This window comes from Zoogloea sp. 1C4 (genome assembly GCF_009469605.1).
Lineage (GTDB): Bacteria > Pseudomonadota > Gammaproteobacteria > Burkholderiales > Rhodocyclaceae > Zoogloea > Zoogloea oryzae.
On the sequence record NZ_SSXU01000006.1, the window covers coordinates 213,477 to 231,364 of the forward strand.

Genomic DNA, 17,888 nt, shown 5'->3' on the forward strand with positions numbered 1-17,888 from the left:
GAAACCATGCCGGAAACCGGTTACTTCGCAGTCTTCCTGATCGGCCTTCTCGGCGGCACCCACTGCGTGGCCATGTGTGGCGGCATCGTCAGCGCGCTCACCGTGCAGACGATCCAGATGCCCGGCCAGAAGCGCCGTGAATGGCCGCTGCATCTGGCCTATAACCTTGGCCGTATCGGCAGCTACACCCTGGCGGGCGCGGCGATGGGCGCCATCGGCACGGTGGGCATGCTGTTCAACGACATCCTGCCGATCCAGCTCGCCCTGTACGTGGCGGCCAACCTGATGCTGGTGGCGCTGGGGCTTTACCTCACCGGCTTCACCCGCGCCCTGGCGGGGGTCGAGAAGCTCGGCCAGCGCCTGTGGAACCGCATCCAGCCGCTCACCCGGCGCTTTCTGCCAGCGCGTTCGGTGGCCCAGGCGTTTCCGCTGGGGGCGCTGTGGGGCTTTCTGCCCTGCGGGCTGGTGTACAGCGTGCTGGCGACGGCCCTCGTCACCGGCTCGGCCGAGCGCGGCGCGGCGCTGATGCTGGCCTTTGGCCTCGGTACGCTGCCCAATCTGCTGCTGGCGGGGCTGGTTCTGAAGCGCCTGCGCGACGTGGTGCGGAACCAGGCGGTGCGCACGGGGTCTGGACTGGTGGTGCTGGCCTTCGGCGTCTATGGTCTGGTGACCACGCCGTCGCTGGGCAGCAAGCTGTGGAATGGCGTGGTGTGCCATTTCTGACCCAACATTGGAGTACGCAGGATGAGCGAGCCGGCTGACGTGCGCTACGACCTGCCTGTGTCCGGCATGAGCTGCGCCGCCTGCGCGGTGCGCCTCGAGAAGGTGCTCAACCGCCTGCCAGGCGTCGACGCGAAGGTCAATTTCGCTACCGAGAAAGCCCGCATCACCGCCACACCCGACGGCACCCCGGCCGCCGACATCCTCGGCGCGATCCGCAAGGCTGGGTTCGACGTGGCCCCGCAGGTGCTTGAGCTCGGCATTGGCGGCATGAGCTGCGCGGCCTGTGCGGCGCGGATCGAGAAGGTGGTGGGTCGCCTGCCGGGCGTGGAGGGTAGCGTCAATTTCGCCGCCGAGACGGCCCGGGTGCGCTTCACCCCGGGGCTCACCGATCCGGCGGCCATCGTCGGCGCCATCGCCAAGGCCGGCTTCAGCGCCACGCCGATCGCCGGCCGTGACCGGGAGGCGGACCGGGCCCGCAAGGCGGCCGAGTTTCATGCCGAGCTGCGGCTGTTCTGGATTTCCGCGCTCCTGTCGCTGCCTTTCCTTGTGCAGATGATCGGGATGCTCGGCGCGGGCGCCAGCGGTTCGATGCATCACGACGAATGGCTGCCGCGCTGGGCGCAGCTGCTGCTGGCGACGCCGGTGCAGTTCTGGATCGGCAAGCGTTTTTACAAGGGCGCGTGGTCGTCGCTGCTGGGCGGCGGAGCCAACATGGACGTGCTGGTGGCGCTGGGCACCAGCGTCGCCTACTTCTTCAGCGTGGCGGTGGTGGTGCTGGATCGCCACGATCTGCACGTCTACTTCGAGGCGTCGGCCAGCATCATCACCCTGGTGCTGCTGGGCAAGCTGCTGGAGGCCCGCGCCCGGGCGCGCACCTCGGCGGCGGTCGAGGCGCTCTTACGCCTGCAGCCGCCCACCGCCCGCATCGAGCGGGACGGGCAGATCGTCGAACTGCCGGTGGCGCAGGTGGTGGCCGGGATGGTCTTCGTGCTGCGTCCGGGGGATTCGGTGCCGGTGGATGGCGAGGTGCTGTCGGGCGAATCGTCGGCCGACGAGGCGATGCTCACCGGCGAGAGCGTGCCGGTGGCCAAGGCGCCGGGCGACAGGGTTTTCGCCGCCACCGTGAATGGCGCCGGCGTGATGCGCTGCCGCGCCGTGGGCGTGGGCGCCGAGACGCTGCTGGCGGGGATCGTGCGGCTGGTGGAGCAGGCCCAGGGCGGCAAGCCGGCGGTGCAGCGGCTGGCGGACCGCATCGCGGCGGTGTTCGTGCCGACGGTGGTGGCGATTGCTTTCGCCACCTTCCTCGCCTGGTGGTGGATCGGCGGCGAGCTGGCGCCGGCGCTGGTCAATGGCGTCGCGGTGCTGGTGATCGCGTGCCCCTGCGCGCTGGGCCTTGCCACGCCGACGGCGGTGATGGTGGGTACAGGGCAGGGCGCCCGGGCGGGCATTCTGGTGCGCAATGCCGAGGCGCTGGAGCTCGCCGAGAAGATTCGCACGCTGGTGGTGGACAAGACCGGCACCCTCACCGAAGGCCGGCCGGCGGTGCTGGACGTGCGCGTGGCGCCGGGCGCCAGTCGCGCCGACATGCTGGCGCTGGCGGCGAGCCTGGAGGAAACCAGCCATCACCCGCTGGCTCAGGCGGTGGTGGCTGCGGCGCGGGGCGACGGGCTGGCGTGGACGCCGGCCGAGGCGGTGCAGGCGGTGGGCGGCAAGGGCGTCATCGGCCGCGTGGATGGCCGCGAGGTGGCGGTCGGTTCGCCGGATTTCCTCGCCGAACGTGGCGCGGCGCTGCCGGCCGAGGTGCTCGATCCGCTCCTGACCGCAGCGCTCACGCCGGTTTGCGTGGCGGTGGATGGCCGCGCCGTGGGCGCGCTGGGCATCGCTGATCCGCTGCGTGCCACCTCGAAGGCGGCGGTGGCGCGGCTCCAGGCGATGGGCGTGCGGGTGGTGATGCTGACCGGCGATCATCCGGCGGCGGCGGCGCGCATCGCGGCTGAGGCGGGCATCACGGATTTCCGTGCCCAGGTGCTGCCGGGCGACAAGGCGGCAGCGGTCGAGGCGCTGCGCGGTGACGGGCTGGTGGGCATGGTCGGCGACGGCATCAACGACGCGCCGGCGCTGGCCGCGGCGGATGTGTCGTTCGCCATCGGCGCGGGTTCGGATGTGGCCATCGAGGCGGCCGACCTGACCCTGGTGCGCAACGACCTTAACAGCGTGGCCGACGCGATCTCGCTGTCCCGTGCCACGCTGGGCAAGATCCGCCAGAATCTGTTCTTTGCCTTCATCTACAACGTGCTGGGCATCCCGGCGGCGGCGCTGGGGCTGCTCAATCCGGTGATCGCCGGGGCGGCGATGGCGATGAGTTCGGTGTCGGTGGTCAGCAATTCGCTTCTGCTCAGGCGCTGGCGCGCCGGGCGCAACTGAAAGGAAACCAGATGGAAAACGTGACGATCAAGGTGGGTGGCATGAGTTGCCAGGGTTGCGTGAAGAACGTGACCGGCGCGCTGTCGGCGCTGGACGGCGTGGCCGGGGTGGCGGTGTCGCTGGAGGCGGGCGAGGCGAAGGTGGATTTCGATCCGGCCAGGGTCACGCCAGCGGCGCTCAAATCGGCGATCGAAGATGCCGGTTTCGATGCGACCTGATTTCATCGGAGTCACTTATAATCGCGGGCTGTTTTCACATATCAAGGGAGGCTGAAAAAGATGGGTTTCGATCAAGTCAAGTCCGGCAAGGACGTTCCGAACGACGTCAACGTGATCATCGAGATCTCCGCTCAGGGCGATCCGATCAAGTTTGAAGTGGACAAGGACAGCGGCGCCGTCTTCGTCGATCGCTTCATGGGCACCACCCTGCGTTACCCGATCAACTACGGCTACATCCCCCACACCGTTGCCGGCGACGGCGACCCGGTGGACGTGCTGGTCGTGGCGCCCTACCCGCTGCAGCCGGGCGTCGTGATCCGCGCCCGTCCGGTCGGCGTGCTGAAGATGGAAGACGAAGGCGGCGTTGACGCCAAGGTCGTGGCCGTTCCGGTCTCCAAGCTGACCCCGCTGTACGACAACGTGAAGACCCTCGACGACCTGCCTGAGCTGCTGCTGAAGCAGACCCAGCACTTCTTCGAGCACTACAAGGATCTCGAGCCGGGCAAGTGGGTCAAGGTGACCGGCTGGGGCAGCGTTGAAGATGCCAAGCAGGAAATCCTCGACGGCATCGCTGCTGCCAACAAGTAAGCGATCTCCGCGCAGGATGAACAAGGCCCGCCAAGTGCGGGCCTTGTTTTTTGCGGCTGCGGCTGGGGCGTCCGATCGAAATCAGCAACAGTTTGGCATTTATTGTTGCTGATCTAGCAACAATCCGCCGCGCCTCACACCGCCTGACCCGCCGCGTAGCCGCTCGCCCAGGCCCACTGGAAGTTGTAGCCGCCCAGGTGGCCGGTGACGTCCATCACCTCGCCGATGAAGTACAGCCCTGGCACCGCGCGTGCTTCCATCGTCTTGGACGACAGTACCCGCGTATCCACGCCGCCCACGGTGACTTCGGCCTTGGCGTAGCCGAGGGTGCCGCCGGGGGTGATCGTCCAGCCCTCGAGCGCGGCGGCGATGGCGTCGAGCTCCTTGCCATTGAACTGGTTGATCGGCTTGTTCCAGCCACGCTGGTCGCACCAGGCGTGGGCGAAGCGCTTGGGCAGGCGGTCGGAGAGCAGGTTGCCGAGGAGCGTCTTGCCCCGGGCGCGCTCGGTGAGCCAGGCGCGCACGTCTTCCGCCGGGAACAGATTGACGGCGATCCGGCTGCCGCCTTCGGTGGCGCCCGGCGCGGCGTCGTAGTCGCGGCTCTGCCAGTAGGACGACACCTGCAGGATCACCGGGCCGGAGAGGCCGCGGTGGGTGAACAGCAGGTTCTCGCGGAAGCGCCCCTCGCCGCACTCGGCCACCGCGTCGAAGGCCATGCCGGCGAGCTCCTTGTAGATCGCCAGCTCGTCCGGCCCCAGGGTGAGGGGCACCAGGGCCGGCTTGGGCGGCACGATGGGTAGCCCGAACTGTTCGGCGATCTTGTAACCGAAGGGCGAGGCGCCGATCTTTGGGATCGACAGCCCGCCGGTGGCGACCACCAGGCTGGCGCAGGTGAAGCGCCCGTGGCTGGTGTCGAGGGCGAAACGCGCCGTCTCGTCGGGGCCTGTCTCGATGTGCCTGATCTCGCAGGGCATGGCCCATTCCACGTGGCCGTCCTCGCAGCCGGCACGCAGCATGTCGATGATGTCCTGGGCGGAGTCGTCGCAGAACAGCTGGCCGTGGTCGCGCTCATGCCAGGCGATGCCGTGGCGCTGGATGCGCTCGAGAAAATGCCCCGGTGTGAAGCGCGCCAGGGCCGAGCGGCAGAACTGGGGATTGCGCGACAGGTAGTTGGCGACGCTCACGTCCAGATTGGTGAAGTTGCAGCGGCCGCCGCCCGAGATGCGGATCTTCTCGGCCAGCTTGGTGGCGTGGTCGATGATGAGCACGCGGCGTCCGCGCTGGCCGGCTTCGGCGGCGCACATCATGCCGGCGGCGCCGGCGCCGATCACGATGACGTCAAAGTGGACGGGCTGGTGAGGGCGGTTCATGGTGACGATGGGGCTGGAACGGGCCCGCAGGATAGTCCGCCCCTTGTCCTGGCGCAAACTGGGCGCACGATGCCATTCTCAGGTTCGCTTCGGCCTGCTAGGCTTGGACGATAAATGAACGCGCGCACCGGGTTGGGGCGCGGCGACGGGCAGAACAAAAAGGAAGCCGATATGGAGCAGCAACCCAGGGCCGCGTGGCGGCCGCTCAAGTGGGCGCTGTGGGGCGCGGGGATCGTGGCGGTGGTCGGCGTGGCCGGCTTTCTGGTGGCGCCCCCGCTGGTCAAGTCGATCGCCGAGGAGAAGCTCTCCGAGCAGCTGCACCGCAAGGTGACGATTGAGGGCATCTCGATCAACCCTTATGCCCTGTCGGCCGAGGTGCGCGGCTTCAAGATGCTGGAGCCCGATGGCGGGGCGACGGCGGTGAGCTTCACGTCGCTGTACGCCAACGTCGAAGCCGAATCGCTGTTCCGGGGCGGCATCGTGGTGCAGGAGGTGAAGCTCGTCGAGCCCGCGGTGAATGTGGTGCGGCTGGAAGGCACGCGCCTCAACTGGTCCGACGTGATCGACGAGATCCTCAACAAGCCGGACGACGGCTCGAAGAGCCTGTTCTCGGTGCACAACATCCGCATCGAGAAGGGCCGCATCGACATTGACGACCGGCCAGTGCGCCAGAAGCACGAGATTGCCGATCTCGAGCTGGGCGTGCCCTTCGTCTCCAATCTGCCGTCCCAGGTGGAAACCTTCGTCGAGCCGCTGCTGGCGATGAAGATCAACGGCACGCCCTTCGAGGTGCACGGCAAGGCGCGGCCGTTCTCTGCCACCCGCGAATCGGTGGTCGATCTCAAGTTCGACAGCTTCGACCTGACCCGCTACCTGGCCTACGTGCCGATCGACAAGCCCTTCCGGCTGCCGTCGGTCCGGCTGTCGTCGGATCTCCAGCTCTCCTTCGCCCAGCCCGCCGGCGCCGCGCCGAGCGTGACGGTGAAGGGCGGCGTTGGCCTTGACGCGGTGGAAGTCCAGCACGCCGACGGCCGGCCGGCGATCAAGCTGCCGTCGGTGAAGATCGGCATCGACAAACTGGCGCCCCTGGCGGGCGAGCTGGCCCTGGGTACGGTGGCCATCGACAAGCCGGAGTTCGTGGTCGGACGCGATCGGGAAGGGCGCATCAGCCTTTTGTCGCTCGTTCCCAAACCCAGCGCCAAGCCGGCTGAGCCGGTGCCAACGCCGGCCGACAGCAAGCCGGCCAAGCCGTTTGGGCTGAGCCTGGGCGAGTTCAAGCTCACCGGCGGCAGGCTGGATTTTTCGGATGCGTTGCCCGCCGGCACGTTCAGCAAGACCTTGCAGGACATCCACGTGTCGCTGCGCAAGTTCCAGTTGGCGGGCGGCGAGCCGGCGGCGCTGGAGTTCGGCTTTGCGACGCCTTCCGGTGAAACCCTCGAGAACAAGGGCAGCGTCGCCCTGTCGCCGCTCAAGGCCGAGGGCACGCTGGAACTCGCCGGCTTCGATCTGGTGAGTCCCAAGCCGTATATCGCCGCGGCGCTGCCGGGCGGGGATGTGGTGTCCGGCAAGTTCGACGGCAAGATCGCCTATGACGTGGTGCAGGAAGCCGGCGGCGAGCCGAAGGTCAAGCTCAAGGCCGAATCCCTGGTCCTGAAGGGCGTGGGCGTGCAGCTCAAGGGCGAGAAGGCACCGCTGCTGAAGCTCGGCGCCCTCGACGTGCGCGATGCCGACGTGGATCTCGCCGCCCGCAAGGTGACGGTGGGCGAGGTGAGCAGCAAGGCCACGCGGGTGGCGCTGGTGCGCGACAAGAACGGTGATTTCAACGCCCAGAAGCTCGCGGGCGCAGCCCCGGCAGCCCCGGCGGCCGCGCGGAAGCCTGTCGCCAAGCCTGCGCCCGCCGCCAAGGCCGGGCCCGACTGGCTGGTGGAGGTGAAGCGTGTTGCGCTGGACGACTGGGGCGTGCGCGTTGAAGACCGCACCCTCACGCCGTCCGTCGTGCTCAACGCCGAGCCCATGTCCCTGAAGATCGACGGGCTTTCGACGGCCAAGGGCAGCAAGGCGAAGCTCAACCTGCAGGCGGCGATCAACAAGCGCGGCAAGGTGGGCGTCGGCGGCACGGTGGGGCTGACGCCGCTGGCGGGCAATCTGGATCTCGACCTGAAGGCGGTGGATCTGGCGATGCTCCAGCCCTACGTGACTGAAAAGGTGAAGATTGCCATCACCCGCGGCAGCGTGACGTCCCGGGGCAAGCTGGCTTTCGAGCTGCCGCCGGGCGGTGCCGTTAAGGGGGGCTTCAAGGGCAACCTGACCATCGGCGATTTCGCGTCGGTGGACAAGCTCAACGCCGCCGATTTCCTCAAGTGGCGCTCGCTGTACTTTGGCGGGGTGGACGTCCGTCTGTCGCCGCTGGCGGTGAATATCGACGACATCGCCCTGACCGACTTCTACACCCGGCTGATCCTCAACGCCCAGGGCGGCCTCAACCTGCGGGAAATCACCGCCCAGCGGGCCGAAGAGGAAAAGGCCGCCAACGACGCGGCAAAGGCCAACGGCAAGGCGCCGCCCACCGCGCCGGCCCCGGGTGTCGCGGTGGCGACGACTGCACCCCCTCCTGAGGCGCCGATCCCGATCTCGATCAAGCGCATTACCCTGCAGGGCGGCAACATCGCCTACAGCGACCGATTCATCAAGCCCAATTACGACGCCAACCTCACCGGAATGGGCGGGAAGCTGGTGAATCTGTCATCCAACCCCGACGTGATCGCCGAGCTGGATCTGCGGGGCCGGGTGGATGATTCGGCGCCGGTCGAGGTGATCGGCCGGTTCAACCCCTTCCGGCAGGACAAGGCGCTGGACATCCGCGCGTCGGTGAAGGATTTCGAGCTCTCCAGCGTGTCCACCTACGCCGCCAAGTACGTGGGCTACGGCATCGAGAAGGGCAAGCTGTCGGCCAATCTCAACTACAAGATTGTCGACCGCAAGCTGACCGCCACCAATCAGGTCTTCCTGGATCAGCTGACCTTCGGCGACAAGGTGGAAAGCCCGAGCGCCCTCAAGCTGCCGGTGCTGCTGGCGGTGTCGCTGCTCAAGAACAGCCGCGGCGAGATCGACCTGGATCTGCCCATCGGCGGTTCGCTGGATGATCCCCAGTTCAGCGTCGGCGCGATCGTCGTCAAGGTCATCGTCAATCTCGTCACCAAGGCCGTCACCTCGCCCTTTGCGCTGCTCGGGTCGATGTTCGGCGGCAACGCCGAGGAGCTCGCCTGGCTGGATTTCGATCCCGGCTTCGGTCGCCTGCCGGAGGGCGCCGACGCCAAGCTGCAGTCGATCGCCAAGGTGATGAACGAGAAGCCGGGCCTCAAGCTCGACATCGCCGGCCGGGTCGATCCCATTGCCGACCGGGACGGCCTGCGTCGGGCGATGCTGGTGGGCAAGGTCGAGGCGCTCAAGGTGAAGGACATGGCCAAGTCGGGTGAGTCGGCGGGCGAGGACGGCCGCGTGCGGGTGTCGCCGGAGGAATACCCGGCGCTGCTCACGCGGGTCTACAAGGACGAGAAGTTTCCCAAGCCGCGCAACATGGTGGGGCTCACCAAGGATCTGCCGGTGGCCGAGATGGAGAAGCTGATCATCACCAACACCACCGTGGCCGACGAGGACGTCCGCCTGCTCGCCCAGCGGCGCGCCCAGAACGTGAAGAACTGGCTGGTGGCGAAGGGCCAGGTGCCGGCCGAACGCATCTTCGTGCTGGCTGGCCGTGAAGGCGACGACGGCAAGCAGCCGAAGGCCAAGGTCAGCCGGACCGACTTCTCGCTGCGCTGATGATGACCGGAGGTTCCATGCGCCCTCAAAAACTCGACCCCGCAGAGCAGGCGGTACGCTTGGCCACCCTCGACGGCTGGCAGTTGGTGCCCGGCCGCGAGGCCATCACCCGCAGCTACCGGTTTGCCGATTTCAACGCCGCCTTCGGCTGGATGACCCGGGTTGCGCTGATGGCCGAGAAGATCGACCACCATCCCGAGTGGCGCAACACCTACAACCGCGTCGAGGTCGTGCTCACCACCCACGACGCCGGTGGGCTCACCGAGCTGGATTTCCAGCTCGCCGGTTTCATGGATCGGGCGGCGCTGGGCTGACGCGGTTTTGCCGCATTGCGGAATGCTTGTCTTTCCGGAGGGTGATACCCTTCGCAGAAAAAATCGACAAGAACCCGGCGGGAGAGGACAGCAGATGCATCTGACGTTTGACTGGAGTACGACCCTGCGCCGTGTGCGCGGGCGGACGAGCTTCGTTCCGGACGCGGTTGCTTCGGCCGGCACGCGCTGCGGCTGGAAGCGTTTTCCTTTTGGCGACCGCATCTACCGCTACGGCGGCGATGCCCTCGCCACCAACTGGGCGCGCCTTCATGCGGGCGACGCCGAGCCCTATCCCGACGTTGCCGCCCTGGGGCGCCTGGTTCGTGCCAACCCGGCGCTGGGCGCGCGGGTGCCTGATCTGGCGGCCGCCGCGCGCGACGTCGAAGAAGCCTGGCGGGCCTATCACGCGGGCGACTTTGCCGAGGCCGTCGACCGCGGTGAGGCGGCCGGCCCGGTGGGCACGGTGGTCGCCGCCAGGGCGGCGATCGTCTACGCCACCCATCTTGAAGAAGACGAAATGCGCCGCGCGGCCATCCTGCGGGATACCGTCGATGCCTGTTCGGTGCTGGTGGAGCTGGCGCCCAACTGGGCCAACGCGTGGTTCCTGAATGGGCTTGCCATCGGCCGCTACTGCCAGCACGTGCCGCTGGTGCGCAGCCTGGCGCGGGGGCTGGGCGGCAAATCGCGGGAATCCCTGCAGCGGGCCCTGCAGCTTGAGCCCGGTCACGCCGATGCTCACGCCGGGCTTGGCATCTACTGCACCGAAGTCATCGACAAGGTGGGGGCGATGGTGGCCGCGCTGACCTACGGCGTGAAGAAGGAAACCGCCATCGAACACTTCGAGGCGGCCCGCGCGCTCAATCCGCGGTCGCCGACCACCTTGGTGGAATACGCCCGGGCGCAGATGCTTGCGGGTGGGGCTGCCAGCCTGGGGCGGGCTCACGCCCTCTTCGCCGAGGCCGCAGCCTGCCAGCCTCTGGATGCCCAGGCCCGGCTGGATGTGGAGTGGGCGCGGGCGGAACTCGCTGCCTAGCCTGGCTGCCGGCCCGGCCGGGCGGCGCAGGTCAGACCTTGGCGCGGATCAGGCGTGCCTTTTCCCGCTCCCAGTCGCGTTCCTTCTCGGATTCGCGCTTGTCGTACTGCTTCTTGCCCTTGGCGAGGCCCACGCTCACCTTCACGCGGCCCTTGGTGTAGTGCAGGTCGAGGGGCACCAGCGCGTAGCCGGCGCGCTCCACCTTGCCGATCAGCTTGGCGATCTCCTCGGCGTGGAGCAGCAGCTTGCGGGTGCGGGTCGGGTCGGGGTGGATGTGGGTGGAGGCGGATTCGAGGGGCGTGATGTGCATGCCCACGATGAAGATTTCCGCCCCGCGGATCACCACGTAGCTTTCCTTGATGTTGGCGCGCCCGGCGCGGATACCCTTCACCTCCCAGCCTTCCAGCACGAGGCCGGCTTCGTATTTATCCTCGATGAAGTAATCGTGGAAGGCCTTGCGGTTGTCGATGATGCTCATGGCGATAGGCTCGTGGATGGCGCCGCCTTGGCGCGGGCCGGGTGGGACGCGTAAAATCGCGTATTTTAACAGGTCGCATCCCCGCTCGCTCCCCGATGGCTGCCGTCAAGAAAATTGTCCTGATCGAGTTTACGCCGGTCCAGATGTTCGATCTGGTGGACCGCTGCGAGGATTACCCCAAGTTCCTGCCCTGGTGTGGTGGCAGCGAGGTGCATGGCCGGGATGAGAAGATCACCCGGGCAACCCTGCACATCAACTACCACGGCATCAAATCCCATTTCAGCACCGAGAACGAGAAGGTCTACCCCTCGCACATGCTGATCCGCCTGACCGACGGGCCCTTCACCCATCTCGACGGCTCGTGGGATTTCACCCCGCTGGGTGACGCCGCCTGCAAGGTCGAGTTCAACCTGCGCTATGAGTTCTCCAGCCGCCTCATCGAGAAGGCCGTCGGGCCGGTGTTCAACCACATCGCCAACACCTTCGTCGATTCCTTCGTGAAGCGTGCCGAGCAAATTTATGGACGGAAATGACCATGTCCGCTGACGCCAGCCAGGATTCCATCAACGTCGACGTCTGCTATGCCCTGCGCGACCGTCAGGAGATCGTCCGGCTCAAGTTGCCGGCCGGCGCCACGGTGCAGCGGGCCATCGACGCTTCCGGTCTGCTCCAGAAGCATCCGGAGATCGACATCGTCAAGACCAACAAGCTGGGCATCTTCGCCAAGCTGGTGAAGGCCGACACCGTGCTGCGCGACCGGGACCGGATCGAGATCTACCGCCCGCTGATCGCCGACCCGAAGGAAGTGCGTCGCAAGCGCGCCGAAGAGGGGAAGGTCATGAAGAAGGGCGGCGGCCCCGCCGAAGAGGCCGCCTGAGGGCTGCCGCCGCTCAGCGGCAGGTCTTGTCGACGGCCCGGCGGGTGCGCTCGATCGCGGCGCTGCGCCCGTCGTCGTCCAGGAAAACCCGTTCGCCGTTTTCGTCGAAGCGGCTCATCCGCTGGCCGCTCTCCAGCGCGGTGAGCTGGGCGCGGTTTTCAGCGCATTCGCGCTGCCGTGCCTGGTCGTTGGCCTGGGCCTTGCGGGCTTTCTCCTCGGCTTCCGCGGCTTCGGCGCGGCGCTTGCGGAAGGCCAGCTCCTTTTCGGCGTAGCTTTGCTGGGAGGAGGGGGACGCTGCTGCGGCGGCCTCGCCACCTTCGGCCGTTCTGGCTGGAGGCTGGGGCGCAATCGAGCCCTGACGGACCGTGCGGACCTTGGCGTCTGGCGGCGGCATGTCGGAGTAGTGCACCTGCCCGCCGGCGTCTTTCCAGCTGTAAATACCCTGTCCGAAGGCTGCCGATCCGGTGCAAAGCAGCAGAACAAGGAAAAATTTGCGGAACATCAGAAACTCCAGTCAGACAAAGCTTTTGCCGGGAAGCGGCGACCTACGTATAATACGGATTTGATTCAAGGGATTAAAGCCATGCGAGTGATTCAGAAGGCGCTGACGTTCGATGACGTCCTTCTCATCCCGGCCCATTCCAGCGTTCTCCCGCGCGACGTCAACCTCCAGACGAAACTCACGCGCAACATTACCCTGAATATTCCGCTGGTGTCCGCAGCCATGGACACCGTCACCGAAGCGCGTCTTGCCATTGCTCTCGCCCAGGAAGGCGGGATCGGTATCGTTCACAAGAACCTTACCGCCCAGCAGCAGGCCGCCGAAGTGGCCAAGGTAAAGCGCTTCGAATCGGGCATCCTCAAGGATCCGATCACCATTCCGCCGACCATGACGGTCCGCGAAGTGCTGACCCTGACCCGCAGCCACAAGATCTCCGGCCTGCCGGTGGTCGAGAACGGCAAGGTCATCGGTATCGTCACCAACCGCGACACCCGCTTCGAGACCAATCTCGACCAGCCCGTGTCCGCCATCATGACGCCCCACGCGCGCCTCGTCACCGTCAAGGAAGGCACCAGCCTCGAAGACGCCCGCGCGCTGATGCACAAGCACCGCCTCGAGCGCGTGCTGGTCCTGAATGACGCTGGCGAACTGGCCGGCCTCATCACCGTCAAGGACATGATGAAGTCCACCGAGCACCCGCTCGCCGCCAAGGATAGCCTCGGCCGCCTGCGCGTGGGTGCCGCCATCGGCGTCGGTGCCGGCACCGAAGAGCGTGCCGCGCTGCTGGCCGAGGCCGGTGTGGACGTGATCGTCGTCGATACCGCCCACGGCCACTCGCAAGGCGTGCTCGACCGGGTCAATTGGGTCAAGAAGAACTTCCCGCAGGTCGAGGTCATCGGCGGCAACATCGCCACCGCCGCCGCCGCACTGGCGCTGGTCGAAGCCGGCGCCGACGGCGTCAAGGTCGGCATCGGCCCGGGCTCCATCTGCACCACCCGCATCGTCGCCGGCGTCGGCGTGCCGCAGATCACCGCGGTCGACAACGTCGCCACCGCGCTGGCCGGTTCCGGCGTGCCGCTGATCGCCGACGGTGGCATCCGCTACTCCGGTGACATCTCCAAGGCCATCGCCGCCGGTGCCAACGTGGTGATGCTGGGCGGCCTGTTCGCCGGCACCGAAGAAGCGCCGGGCGAGACCGTGCTGTTCCAGGGCCGTTCCTACAAGTCCTACCGGGGCATGGGTTCGCTGGGCGCGATGCAGCAGGGCGCCGCCGACCGTTACTTCCAGGACAACGAAGGTAACGTCGACAAGCTCGTGCCGGAAGGCATCGAAGGCCGTGTGCCCTACAAGGGCGCGGTGACCGCGGTGATCCACCAGCTGATGGGCGGCCTGCGCGCCTCCATGGGCTACGTGGGCTGCGCCAGCATCGACGAGATGCGCACCCGCGCCGAGTTCGTCGAGATCACCTCGGCCGGCATCCGCGAATCCCACGTCCACGACGTGCAGATCACCAAGGAAGCGCCGAACTACCACGTGGATTGATCGCCCGCTATCGTCCCTGAGAGAAGGCAGCCGAGAGGCTGCCTTCTTTCGTTTGGGCGCCGGTGTCACCAGTGGGCGGCCGGTGGATAATCCCCTTCCGGCTGAACCTCTCCGCGTTTGCGCACTCCATCCGTCATGCTCAATCGAACCCGCACCGAAACCTCGACGACCGCCAACCTGCTCGAACCCGTGGTGGAAGTCAGCCATCTTTCCCGCGCGGTGACGTCCGACGACGGCGCCAGGCTTTCCATTCTCGACGACGTCTCCTTCACCATCGCCGCCGGCGAGGCGATCGCCATCGTCGGCGCGTCCGGTTCGGGCAAATCCACCTTGCTGGGTTTGCTGGCCGGGCTGGATTCGCCCAGCGGCGGCAGCGTGCGCATCCGCGGGCAGGATCTGTTTGTCCTTGATGAGGACGGCCGGGCCGAGCTGCGTGGGGCCTGCGTGGGCTTCGTGTTCCAATCCTTCCAGCTGCTGCCGGCGCTCACCGCGCTGGAAAACGTGATGCTGCCGCTGGAACTGGCCGGCCGCCGCGATGCACGCCAGGAGGCCGAAAGCTGGCTCGGTCGGGTCGGGCTGTCGGGGCGGCTGGGGCACTACCCGCGCCAGCTCTCGGGCGGTGAGCAGCAGCGCGTCGCCGTGGCCCGCGCCTTTGCGCCGCGGCCGGCGCTGGTGCTGGCCGACGAGCCCACCGGCAACCTCGACGTGGCCACCGGCGAGGCGGTCATCGAGCTGATGTTCTCCCTCAACGCCGAGTCCGGCACCACGCTGGTGCTGGTGACCCACGACAACGCGCTCGCGGCCCGTTGTAGCCGCACCTTGCGGCTGGCGGCGGGGCGGCTGGAGTCGTCGACAGCGGCCTTGTAGGTCGGACTTCAGTCCGACAGCGCGGGTTGATCAGGCAGGGTTTGTCGGACTGAAGTCCGACCTACAGGGACGCTCCCGCCGGAGTGCGGCGCTTACGGCACGCTCAGCAGGTTCTGCTCCCGCAGCCCGCAGCGCTTGAGGATGCTGCGGGCCGCGATCACGCCGCTGTGCACCGCGGCTTCGATGGTCGCCGGGTATTCCGACGCCACGTAGTCGCCAGCCAGCCACAGGCCGGGATGGGGCGTGGCGCAGCGGGGGCGCTCGATGCCCGGCGTGCAGGCAAAGGTGGCGCGCTTTTCGGTGATGACCTGGGCCCATTTGAGCGCCGGCAGCGGGCCGAGGATGGCCTGGAGCTCCTGCAGCAGGGCGATCTCCAGCGCCTCCTTGCCGATTTCCTGATGGGCGCCGCTGGCGCTGATGACCACGCTCACCATCCCCTCCGGCCCGCCCAGCGCGGCGCGGTCGAAGGCCCACTGGCCGTAGCCGCCGCTCATGCCGATCATTGGCTCGGGGAAGTTCACCGGCCCGTCGAAGGCCAGCCATGCGGTGACGATGGGCTCGTGGCGCAGGGCGTCGATCTGCGCGACCACCGGCGCCAGCGCCGGCAAGGGCTCGACCAGCGCGGCCACGTGGTACGGCGCGGTGGCGACGACCACGTGGTCGTAGCGAGTGCTCCACGGGTCGCCGTCCAGGCGGAAATACTCGCCCTCGGGCTGGATCGTCTTGATCGGCTCGGCGGTGCGCACCGTGTGGCCGCGCATCGCCAGCCAGCGGGAAGCCGGCACCGGAAAGAGCTCCGACAGATCGACCTTCGGCAGCAGGAGATCCGAGGCTGACGCGCTGGCGGCGAGGCTGTCGCGCAGCACGTTGGCGAAGACCTGGGCCGAGGCCTGGTCGACCGGCGTGTTGAGCGCCGCGACGCACAGGGGCTCCCAGATCAGGCGGTTGAGGGTGCTGGTCTGGCGGGTTTCGGCGAGCAGCGACGAGACCGGGCGGTCCGGTTCGACGACGAACTTGCGGCTTTTTAGGACACGCATCAGCCGGGCCATCGCCAGCTTGTCGGCAAGGCCGAGGCCGCGGGCGGTGAGGAGGCCCAGCGCCAGATGCAGCGGCGCCGGCAGCGGCGCGGCGCGCAGCTCGCACAGGCCGGGATAGACCAGCGCCAGCCGGCGGGTTTCGAGCACGCTGGGTTTTACGCCCACCAGCCGCAGCATGCGCAGGGTTTCGGCGTAGGCGCCGAGGAGGATGTGCTGGCCGTTATCGACCCGGTAGCCATCTTTCTCGACCACCCGCGCCCGGCCGCCGAGGGTGCGCGAGGCTTCGAACAGCGTGACCCGGGCGCCGCCGCGGGCGAGGGTGACGGCTGCCGCAAACCCTGCGTAGCCGCCGCCGACGACGGCGACCTGGGGCGTGAGGCTCATCGGGCGATACCGCTCATGCCCCGAACCACGTCTTGCCGGCGAGCCAGATCTTGCGCAGCGGGGTGAGGGAGGTGCGGCGGTCGAGCACCTGGAAGCCGTCGGCCTCGATCTCGTCGAGGAGGGTGCGGTAGATGGCGGCCATGATGAGGCCCGGGCGCTGGGCCTTGCGGTCTTCGGCCGGCAGCTGGGCGAAGGCCTGCTCGTAGAGCTGGCGGGCGCGCTTCGCCTGGAAGGCCATCAGCTCGCGGAAACCGTCGGAATACTGGCCGTCGAGGATCTGCTTGGCCGGCACGCCAAACTGCTGGAGCTCGTTGATCGGCAGGTAGATGCGGCCCCGGCGGGCGTCCTCACCCACGTCGCGGATGATGTTGGTGAGCTGGAAGGCGAGGCCCAGATCGTGGGCGTACTTGAGCGTCTGGCGGTTGGTGTAGCCGAAGATCTCGGCCGACAGCAGGCCCACCACGCTGGCCACCCGGTAGCAGTAGAGGTTGAGCGCCTTCCAGTCGAGGTAGCGGGTCTGCTGGAGATCCATCTGCATGCCGTCGATGACTTCGAGGAGCAGCTCGCGGGGCAGGTTGAAGCGCTGGATGACGTCCTTCAGGGCCTGGCCGACCGGGTGCTGGGGCGTGCCTTCGTAGATCAGCCCGACCTGATGGCGCCACCAGTCGAGGGTGGTGTGGGCGATCTGCGGGTCCTGGCATTCGTCCACCACGTCGTCCACCTCGCGGCAGAAGGCGTACAGGGCGATGATCGCCTGGCGCCGCTCGGGGGGCAGGAACATGAAGCTGTAGTAGAAGCTGGAGCCGCTGGCGGCGGCTTTCTCCTGGCAGTAGGCGTGGGGATCGGTCATGGGGGGCTAGCGGGTGAGTGCGCGCCAGGCGAGGCGCAGCCAATCGGCTTTGCCGAGGATCGGGCGGTGGTTGAAGACGTCGTAGGCGTTGGCCTCGATCTTGTCGAGCACGCCGAGGCCGCCCTGCACGATGAGGCGCAGTTCCCAGCCGATGCGGCCGGGCAGGCGACGGGCCAGGGGTGCGCCGTGGAGCATCATGGTGCGGGCGCGCTGGATCTCGAAATCCATCAGCGCCGAGAACTGGCGGGTGACCTCGCCCCCGGCGATGCAGGCTTCGGTGACGCCGAAGCGCTCCATGTCGGCCTGGGGCAGGTAGATGCGCTGCTTCTGCCAGTCGATGGCCACGTCCTGCCAGAAGTTGATGAGCTGCAGGCTGGTGCAGATCTGGTCGGACATGGCCAGATTGGCGGGCGTGGCGGCCTTGTAGAGGTGCAAGAGCAGCCGGCCCACCGGGTTGGCGGAGCGCCGACAGTAGTCGGCCAGATCGGCGAAATCGGCGTAGCGGGTCTTCACGACGTCCTGGCTGAAGGCGTCGAGCAGGTCGAGGAACAGGCTGATCGGCAGCTTGAATTGCCGGACGTTGTCGGCCAGGCGGTTGAAGATCGGCGCGAGCTTCGGATCGTCGATGGGCTTGCCCTGCTCGATGCAGAACAGCGCCCGGCGGTAATCGTTGAGGTGGGCGAGGCGCACCATCGGCGGCGCGTCGCCCTCGTCGGCGATGTCGTCGGCCGAGCGCGCGAAGGCGTAGATGGCCTCTACCGGCTCGCGCAGATGCGCGGGCAGCAGGAAGGACGCAACCGGGAAGTTCTCGTAGTGGTCGACGGACATGGGCGGGCGGAGTATACCGGGCTCGGTGCGGCGT

The 17,888-nt window shown here is 67.6% G+C and carries 17 protein-coding genes; 11 read left to right on the top strand and 6 right to left on the bottom strand.

Features of this window, described 5'->3' with window-relative positions; translation table 11 throughout:
* Positions 1–6 precede the first annotated feature (6 nt).
* Genes GH681_RS09840 through ppa form a run of 4 tightly spaced genes read left to right on the top strand, consistent with a single transcriptional unit; the run spans position 7 to position 3,953 of the window.
* Positions 7–723, top strand: coding sequence for a sulfite exporter TauE/SafE family protein (locus GH681_RS09840; RefSeq protein ID WP_153161298.1), 717 nt, complete (start codon positions 7–9; stop codon positions 721–723).
* 21 nt (positions 724–744) lie between these two features.
* Positions 745–3,147 (top strand): heavy metal translocating P-type ATPase, encoded by a 2,403-nt coding sequence (locus tag GH681_RS09845; RefSeq protein ID WP_153161299.1) that lies wholly within the window; start codon positions 745–747, stop codon positions 3,145–3,147.
* Between the two features lie 11 nt (positions 3,148–3,158).
* Positions 3,159–3,365 (top strand): heavy-metal-associated domain-containing protein, encoded by a 207-nt coding sequence (locus GH681_RS09850; protein ID WP_153161300.1) that lies wholly within the window; start codon positions 3,159–3,161, stop codon positions 3,363–3,365.
* A 60-nt stretch (positions 3,366–3,425) separates the two neighbouring features.
* Positions 3,426–3,953 carry an inorganic diphosphatase gene (gene ppa / locus GH681_RS09855; RefSeq protein ID WP_153161301.1) on the top strand — a complete coding sequence of 176 codons (528 nt, stop codon included), beginning with the start codon at positions 3,426–3,428 and terminating at the stop codon, positions 3,951–3,953.
* 134 nt (positions 3,954–4,087) lie between these two features.
* On the opposite strand, the gene GH681_RS09860 is transcribed toward ppa, so the two are convergent.
* Positions 4,088–5,323, bottom strand: a complete 1,236-nt coding sequence (locus tag GH681_RS09860; RefSeq protein WP_153161302.1) for an NAD(P)/FAD-dependent oxidoreductase — start codon at positions 5,321–5,323, stop codon at positions 4,088–4,090.
* 114 nt (positions 5,324–5,437) lie between these two features.
* On the opposite strand from GH681_RS09860, the gene GH681_RS09865 reads away from it, so the two are divergent.
* The 3 genes from GH681_RS09865 to GH681_RS09875 all read left to right on the top strand — a co-directional run bounded on the left by GH681_RS09865 (position 5,438) and on the right by GH681_RS09875 (position 10,489).
* Positions 5,438–9,142: a DUF748 domain-containing protein gene (locus tag GH681_RS09865; protein WP_153161303.1), complete on the top strand. Its 3,705-nt coding sequence runs from the start codon at positions 5,438–5,440 to the stop codon at positions 9,140–9,142.
* A gap of 17 nt (positions 9,143–9,159) precedes the next feature.
* Complete coding sequence (locus GH681_RS09870) at positions 9,160–9,456, top strand: 4a-hydroxytetrahydrobiopterin dehydratase (protein WP_194271196.1); 297 nt, start codon at positions 9,160–9,162, stop codon at positions 9,454–9,456.
* A gap of 94 nt (positions 9,457–9,550) precedes the next feature.
* The gene (locus GH681_RS09875; protein ID WP_228111855.1) at positions 9,551–10,489 is read left to right on the top strand and encodes a hypothetical protein; all 939 of its coding nucleotides are present in this window, start codon (positions 9,551–9,553) and stop codon (positions 10,487–10,489) included.
* 31 nt (positions 10,490–10,520) lie between these two features.
* Here GH681_RS09875 and smpB read toward each other — a convergent pair whose 3' ends face one another.
* Entirely contained in the window at positions 10,521–10,967 is a 447-nt protein-coding gene (gene smpB / locus GH681_RS09880; protein WP_153161305.1) for an SsrA-binding protein SmpB, read from the bottom strand.
* A gap of 95 nt (positions 10,968–11,062) precedes the next feature.
* On the opposite strand from smpB, the gene GH681_RS09885 reads away from it, so the two are divergent.
* Both GH681_RS09885 and GH681_RS09890 read left to right on the top strand, forming a co-directional pair.
* The gene (locus GH681_RS09885; protein ID WP_153161306.1) at positions 11,063–11,500 is read left to right on the top strand and encodes a type II toxin-antitoxin system RatA family toxin; all 438 of its coding nucleotides are present in this window, start codon (positions 11,063–11,065) and stop codon (positions 11,498–11,500) included.
* A gap of 2 nt (positions 11,501–11,502) precedes the next feature.
* Complete coding sequence (locus tag GH681_RS09890) at positions 11,503–11,844, top strand: RnfH family protein (RefSeq protein WP_153161307.1); 342 nt, start codon at positions 11,503–11,505, stop codon at positions 11,842–11,844.
* Positions 11,845–11,857: 13 nt separating this feature from the next.
* Here the strand turns inward: GH681_RS09890 and GH681_RS09895 are convergent, their stop codons facing one another.
* A complete protein-coding gene (locus GH681_RS09895) occupies positions 11,858–12,346 on the bottom strand; it encodes a DUF4124 domain-containing protein (protein WP_153161308.1) in 489 nt (162 codons plus the stop codon).
* Positions 12,347–12,427: 81 nt separating this feature from the next.
* Between GH681_RS09895 and guaB the strand changes: the two genes are divergently transcribed.
* Positions 12,428–13,888 carry an IMP dehydrogenase gene (guaB, locus tag GH681_RS09900; protein ID WP_153161309.1) on the top strand — a complete coding sequence of 487 codons (1,461 nt, stop codon included), beginning with the start codon at positions 12,428–12,430 and terminating at the stop codon, positions 13,886–13,888.
* Positions 13,889–14,023: 135 nt separating this feature from the next.
* Positions 14,024–14,755: an ABC transporter ATP-binding protein gene (locus tag GH681_RS09905; protein WP_153161310.1), complete on the top strand. Its 732-nt coding sequence runs from the start codon at positions 14,024–14,026 to the stop codon at positions 14,753–14,755.
* Between the two features lie 92 nt (positions 14,756–14,847).
* Here GH681_RS09905 and hpnE read toward each other — a convergent pair whose 3' ends face one another.
* The 3 genes from hpnE to hpnC are packed head-to-tail and all read right to left on the bottom strand — an operon-like array spanning position 14,848 to position 17,854.
* Positions 14,848–16,176 (bottom strand): hydroxysqualene dehydroxylase HpnE, encoded by a 1,329-nt coding sequence (hpnE, locus tag GH681_RS09910; RefSeq protein WP_153161311.1) that lies wholly within the window; start codon positions 16,174–16,176, stop codon positions 14,848–14,850.
* A gap of 13 nt (positions 16,177–16,189) precedes the next feature.
* A complete protein-coding gene (hpnD, locus tag GH681_RS09915; protein WP_153161312.1) occupies positions 16,190–17,026 on the bottom strand; it encodes a presqualene diphosphate synthase HpnD in 837 nt (278 codons plus the stop codon).
* 6 nt (positions 17,027–17,032) lie between these two features.
* A complete protein-coding gene (hpnC, locus tag GH681_RS09920; RefSeq protein WP_153161313.1) occupies positions 17,033–17,854 on the bottom strand; it encodes a squalene synthase HpnC in 822 nt (273 codons plus the stop codon).
* Positions 17,855–17,888 lie beyond the last annotated feature (34 nt).